Below are 6,197 nucleotides of genomic sequence, written 5' to 3' on the forward strand. Positions count from 1 at the left end.
ATCATGAAGGAAATCGCCGAGGGCTCGCTGCTCTATCTCGACAACGTCCACCGCGCCTTCGACGGCTTCAAGGCGATCAACGGGCTCTCGCTCGTGCTCGCCCCCGGCGAGATGCGGGCGATCATCGGCCCGAACGGCGCCGGCAAGACGACGATGATGGACATCATCACCGGCAAGACCAAGCCGGACACCGGTGACGTCATCTTCGAGGGCAAGGTGGATCTGACCCGCCACGACGAGGCCGAGATCGCCAACATGGGCATCGGCCGCAAGTTCCAGAAGCCGACCGTGTTCGAAAGCCACACGGTCGCCGACAATCTGGAGCTCGCGCTCCGGGCCAGGCGCGGCCCGTTTGCGACGCTGCTGCACCAGACGACGAAGGCGGAGTTCGACCGGATCGACGAGATCCTCGAGACCATCCGCCTCACCGCCCGGCGCGACTGGCTGGCCGCCAATCTCTCCCACGGCCAGAAGCAGTGGCTGGAGATCGGCATGCTGCTGGCGCAGGAGCCGCGGCTGCTGCTGGTCGACGAGCCCGTCGCCGGCATGACCGACGACGAGACCGCCGAGACCGCCGCCCTCTTGCGCCGGATTGCGAAGACCCAGTCGGTGGTGGTGGTCGAACACGACATGACCTTCGTGCGCGAGCTCGGCGTCAAGGTGACCGTGCTGCACGAGGGTTCCGTGCTGGCGGAAGGCTCGCTCGACGCGGTGTCGAGCAATCCCAAGGTCATCGAGGTCTATCTCGGGCGCTGACGTGACAGGCGGCGCGGGCGGCCGGGTCCGCCGCGTCCCTCTCCGATCAAGGACGATGCCATGCTCCAGGTCGAAAACATCAATCTCCACTACGGCGCCGCGCAGGCGCTGAAACAGGTTTCGCTGACCGCCGAGGTCGGCAAGGTCACCTGCGTGCTCGGCCGCAACGGCGTCGGCAAGACGTCGCTGCTGCGCTCGATCGTCGGACTCAAGGGCATTTCCGCCGGGTCGATCGAGTGGGAGGGCCAGGAAATCTCGAAGCTCGCCCCCCACGACCGCGCCCGCCGCGGCATCGCCATCGTGCCGCAGGGCCGCGAGATCTTCCCGCTGCTGACCGTCAAGGAAAACCTCGAGACCGGCTATGCGCCGATCGCCCGCAAGGAGCGCTACGTGCCCGAGACGGTGTTCGACCTGTTTCCGGTGCTGAAATCCATGCTGAAGCGGCGCGGCGGCGACCTCTCCGGCGGCCAGCAGCAGCAGCTCGCCATCGGCCGCGCGCTGGTGACGCGCCCGCGTCTTCTGGTCCTCGACGAGCCGACCGAGGGCATCCAGCCGTCGATCATCAAGGACATCGGCCGGGCGATCGAGTTCCTGCGCGCCCAGGGCACCATGGCGATCGTTCTGGTCGAGCAGTATTTCGAGTTTGCCCGCGATCTTGCCGACCATTTCGCGGTGATGGACCGCGGCGAGGTGGTTCTGTCCGGCGCCAAGGCCGACATGGACGAGCAGGAGGTGCGGCGCTGGATGACGGTGTGAGCTGTCATCGGGTGCGGCAGGGCGGCGGCAAGCGAGGGGGTTGCCTCTCAGGGCCCGCCGTCGTCCGCGTTTGTTTCTGCCGTGTCACACGGCCGTCGTCGGCGGCGGCTATGTGACACCTCATTCAGGGCCCTGCGGCCCGCTGCATGTTCCTTTTCCGCTTGCCTCGCGACAACAACAGTTTGATGGCCCGGTGTCCCGCAAGGGAGGCCGGGCCTCCTTCGTTGGTGGCGGGCAGTTCCGCAAACGGGCCCGGCCGCAGATGACAGAAGGCCGGGCATTGCTGCCCGGCCTTTCGCGTTGGACCGTCTGCCGCGTCCGGTCGTGCCCTCAGGCGGCGCGAACCTTGCCGATGAAGTCCTGCACCCGCGTGCGCAGGGTCTGGGACTGGCGGTTGAGCTCGCCGGCGGCCGAGACCATGTCGGAGGCGACGCGGCCGGTGTCCTCGGCGGCGCGGCTGACGCCGACGATGTTGCTGGAGACCTCGGCGGTGCCGCGCGAGGCTTCCTCGACGTTGCGGGCGATCTCGCCGGTGGCGGCGTTCTGCTCCTCCACGGCGCTGGCGATCGACGAGGAGATCTCGTTGATGTCGCCGATGGTGGTGCTGATCATCGAGATCGCCGAGGCGACGTCGCTGGTGCCGTTCTGCACGGCGGCGACCTGCGCGGCGATTTCCTCGGTGGCCTTGGCGGTCTGGGCGGCGAGATGCTTGACCTCGCTGGCGACGACTGCAAAGCCCTTGCCGAGTTCACCGGCGCGCGCCGCCTCGATGGTGGCGTTGAGCGCGAGCAGGTTGGTCTGCGCGGCGATCTCGCTGATCAGGCTCACCACTTCGCCGATGCGCTGGGCGTTGGCGACGAGGCCGTTGACCGCGCCGCTGGATGCCTCGGCCTGGCCGGCGCCTTCGAGGCGACGTTGGCGGCGGTGGCGACCTGCTGGCCGATCTCGGCGATCGAGCTCGACAGCTCCTCGGCGGCGGCGGCGACGGTGCGCACGTTGACCGAGGCCTGCTCGGAGGCGGCGGCAACCGTGTTCGACTGCCGGTTGGTCTCCTCGGCGGCCGTGCCCATCGAGTTGGCGTTCTGCTGCAGCTGCTCGGCGGCGGCGGCGACGGACCGGACCACGTCCATCACCTCGCGTTCGAAGCTGTCGGCAAGCTGGTTCATGGCCTTGCGCTTGTCGGCCTCGGCGGCAACCTTGGCGCGCTCCTGCTCGTCTTCCAGCGCCTTCACGGCAATGGCATTCTGCTTGAACACCTCGACCGAGCGGGCCATCAGGCCGACCTCGTCCTTGCGGTCGCGGCCGACGATGTCGACGGTGAGTTCGCCGCCGGCAAGCCTCTGCATCGTGTCGGCGATGCCACGCAGCGGACGCGAGATCGCCGTCACGGCGAGGAGGGTGGAGATGGCGAGGATGATCACCGTCGCCCCGAGGACGACGACATAGTTGGTGGTGATCGCCTCGTGGGCGAGTTCGGTTGCGGCGGCGGAGGCGGCATGGCCGTCTTCGATCAGCTTTTCCATGTAGGCCGTCATCTCGTCGCGCAGGGCGCCGAGGGCCGGATCGAAGCGCGTTTCCAGTTCGGCGCGGGCGCGGTCGCGGTCGCCGGCATTGGCGATCTCGTTGATCTCGCGGGCAAGGTCGGACACCTTGTCGAAGTCGCGGGAGAAGCGGTCGAGCTCGGTGGCGGTGCGCGGCAGCGCCTTGCGGACCGCATCCAGCCGGTCGCGGAATTCGGCGGTGACCGTGTCGATGCGCGACAGCACCTCGCGGGTCTGCGCGACATCGGTGCGCGAGAAGGCGCGGTAGGCGATGTCGCCGAGGCGGAACACGCGCTGGTTGGCACGGGCAAGATCACGTGCCGCCGCGCTTTCGCCTTCGATCACCGCAGTGTCGGCCATGTCGACGGCGGTGATCTGCTGGGCGCCGTAGAAGGCGGCGAACAGGGAGACAAACGCCATCAGGACGACGCACATCAGAATCTTGAAGGTGATCGGAACGTTCGAAAGGCGCATGTCCAGCTCCCGGTACGGCGCACGGCACAAGAAGGTGCGTTGCCGGGAGGATCCTGCAAAAATGGCAAAGTTTCGGTTAACTGACCGGGAATGTTCACCAAATAGCGAGTAGTACGTAGGGGTTGAGGACGTGGGCGAGGCTCGCGCCGACTGATGTTTCCGCCGGCCGCGTCGGACGTCGCGTCAGGTGCCGCGGGGCTTGGCCCGCGCCGTGGCCGTCGCAGCCAGCGGATCCTCCGGCCAGGCATGGCGCGGATAGCGGCCCTTGAGATCCTTTGCCACATCCTTCCATGAGCCGCGCCAGAAGCCGGGCAGGTCGCGCGTGGTCTGGATCGGCCGGTGTGCCGGCGACAGCAGCACCAGCAGCAACGGCACCCGGCCGCCGGCCACGGCGGGATGACGGTCGAGGCCGAACAGTTCCTGCACCCGCACCTCCAGCGCCGGGCCGTTTTCCGCGCCATAATCGATCGGCAGCCGCGATCCGGACGGGGCGTCGAAATGCGAGGGCAGCAGCCGCTCCATCTCGGCGCGCAGCGACCAGGGCAGCAGAAGATCGAGCGCCCGGCCGAGCGCGTCGGCATCGATGGCGTCGAGCCGCGAGGTACCGGAGATCTGCGGCGCGAGCCAGTCGGCAGCGGTCTGGCCGAGCGCGGCCTCCGACAGATCCGGCCACGGGGCGCCGAGGGTGCCGTAGAGGAAGGTCGCCCGGGCGCGCAGGGCGCGCTGGTCCTTCGTCCATGGCAGGCGGTCGATGCCGATCCGCGCGGCATGCTCGGCAAGAAGGCTGGCGACGGCGGCAGGGTCCGGAGTGCTGGCCACTGATTCGGACAGCACCAGCGCGCCGAGCCGGCGCACCCGCCGCGCCCGCACCGACCGTGACGGCGCATCGAAGGCGAGCGTGTCGGCGGTCTCGATCGCGCTCGCGAAGATCTCCTCCACCTCGTCGCCGTCGATCGCGGCGGCAAGACGGATGCGGGCATTCTCGGCCCTGCCGGTGAGATCGGCGACGACGAGAAAGCCGGCGCCGGCGAGCGGATGGGTCTCGTCGAGGAGGCCGCCGCGGCCGTTGGCGAGTCGGAAGGCGCCGCGCGCGCCGCGGGCCTGCGCCACCCGGTCGGGATAGGCGCGGGCGAGATGCCGCCCGGCATGAACGGGATCGTCGCAATCGCCGGCCCCGCCAACCTTGCCGCCGGCAAGGTTGGCAAGCGGCGCACCAGCGCGCGCGCCTCGTCGGCCCGCGGCCCGCGGTCCTGGCGAAAGCGGCGCAGGCGGTCGGCGAGATCGGCGCCGTCGCCGCCGAGGCCGGGCTCGGAGACCAGCACGGCGATCTCGGCGGCGAGCGTCGCCGCGCCCTCGGCACTGGCGGCATGGATCATGTGGGCAAGGCGCGGATGCAGCGGCAGGCGGGCGAGCGCGCGCCCCTCCAAGGTGATCCGGCCGGCGTCGTCGATCGCCTCGAGCCGGCGCAGCAGCAGCCGGGCCTCGGCGAAGGCCCCTTCGGGCGGCGGATCGAGGAAGGCGAGCGTGCCGGGATCGGCCGTCCCCCAGGCGGCAAGGTCGAGCGCGAGACCGGCAAGATCGGCCTCGAGGATCTCCGGCCGGTCGTAGGACTGCAGCGCCCCGCTCTGGGCCTCGGCCCACAGGCGGATGCAGACGCCGGGGGCGGTGCGCCCGGCGCGGCCGCGCCGCTGGTCCGCCGCCGCCCGGCTGACCCGCTGAGTCTCCAGCCGGGTGAGGCCCGTCGATGGCTCGTAGCGCGGCCCGCGCGCATAGCCGGCGTCGATCACCACCCGCACGCCCTCGATGGTCAGCGAGGTTTCGGCGATCGAGGTGGCGAGCACCACCTTGCGCCGGCCCGGTGGCGCGGGGCGCACGGCGCGGTCCTGTTCGGCGGGCGGCAGGGCGCCGTAGAGCGGGGCAAGGTCGACACTGTCGGGCAGACGGCCGGCGAGCAACTGCGCCGCGCGGCGGATCTCGGCCTGGCCGGGCAGGAACACGAGGATCGAGCCGGTTTCCTCGCGCAGGGCGGCCAGCACGGCCTGCGCCGCCTGCGCCTCCATCTTCAGCGCCGGATCGCGCGGCACGTGGCGGGTCTCGACGGGAAAGGCGCGGCCCTCGGAGGCGATCACGGGCGCCTCGCCGAGCAGGGCCGCGACCCGGGCGCCGTCGATCGTCGCCGACATGACGAGGAGCCGCAGGTCTCGCGCAGCGCGCCGGCCGCATCGAGCGCCAGCGCGAGGCCGAAGTCGCCGTCGAGGCTGCGCTCGTGGAACTCGTCGAACAGCACGGCCGCGACCCCGGACAGTTCCGGATCGTCGAGGATCATCCGGGTGAACACGCCCTCGGTGATCACCTCGATCCGGGTGCGGGCCGACACCTGGCTGTCCATGCGCACCCGGTAGCCGACCGTGCCGCCGACGGCATCGCCAAGGGTCTCGGCCATGCGCCGGGCGGAGGCCCGCGCGGCCAGCCGGCGCGGCTCGACCAGCAGGATCCGGCCGTCGCCGCGCCAGGGCGCGTCCAGCAGCGCCAGCGGCACCCGCGTCGTCTTGCCGGCGCCGGGTGGGGCGACCAGCACGGCGCGCGTCCCGCGCCAAGGGCGGCGAGAAGCTCCGGCAGGGCATCGTCGATCGGTAAGACAGGAATCGCCAATTATCAACTCTCTAACAA

General features: G+C 70.4%; 4 protein-coding genes and 1 pseudogene. 2 read left to right on the forward strand and 3 right to left on the reverse strand.

The genetic code is table 11. The annotated features are described in order from the left end of the window. Window positions 1–3 precede the first annotated feature (3 nt). Both urtD and urtE read left to right on the forward strand, forming a co-directional pair. Entirely contained in the window at window positions 4–756 is a 753-nt protein-coding gene (urtD, locus tag A6302_RS01960; protein WP_069305629.1) for an urea ABC transporter ATP-binding protein UrtD, read from the forward strand. Window positions 757–816: 60 nt separating this feature from the next. Continuing rightward, entirely contained in the window at window positions 817–1,512 is a 696-nt protein-coding gene (gene urtE / locus A6302_RS01965; RefSeq protein WP_069305630.1) for an urea ABC transporter ATP-binding subunit UrtE, read from the forward strand. Between the two features lie 330 nt (window positions 1,513–1,842). On the opposite strand, the gene A6302_RS20915 is transcribed toward urtE, so the two are convergent. The 3 genes and pseudogenes from A6302_RS20915 to hrpB form a co-directional block, all read right to left on the reverse strand. Continuing rightward, window positions 1,843–2,340, reverse strand: a complete 498-nt coding sequence (locus A6302_RS20915) for a methyl-accepting chemotaxis protein (RefSeq protein ID WP_141703363.1) — start codon at window positions 2,338–2,340, stop codon at window positions 1,843–1,845. Continuing rightward, window positions 2,337–3,527 carry a HAMP domain-containing protein gene (locus tag A6302_RS01970; protein ID WP_083255416.1) on the reverse strand — a complete coding sequence of 397 codons (1,191 nt, stop codon included), beginning with the start codon at window positions 3,525–3,527 and terminating at the stop codon, window positions 2,337–2,339. The genes A6302_RS20915 and A6302_RS01970 overlap by 4 nt, the downstream gene beginning before the upstream one ends. Before the next feature lie 183 nt (window positions 3,528–3,710). Beyond that, window positions 3,711–6,179, reverse strand: a pseudogene (hrpB, locus tag A6302_RS01975) (ATP-dependent helicase HrpB). Window positions 6,180–6,197: the final 18 nt, after the last annotated feature.

The sequence above is a fragment of the Methylobrevis pamukkalensis genome, from assembly GCF_001720135.1.
Lineage (GTDB): Bacteria > Pseudomonadota > Alphaproteobacteria > Rhizobiales > Pleomorphomonadaceae > Methylobrevis > Methylobrevis pamukkalensis.

Excerpts from the sequence above, each read along its gene's own strand:
- urtD (WP_069305629.1), top strand. The coding sequence starts at position 4 with ATGAAGGAAATCGCCGAGGGCTCGCTGCTCTATCTCGACAACGTCCAC.
- urtE (WP_069305630.1), top strand. The coding sequence starts at position 817 with ATGCTCCAGGTCGAAAACATCAATCTCCACTACGGCGCCGCGCAGGCG.
- A6302_RS01970 (WP_083255416.1), bottom strand. The coding sequence starts at position 3,527 with ATGCGCCTTTCGAACGTTCCGATCACCTTCAAGATTCTGATGTGCGTC.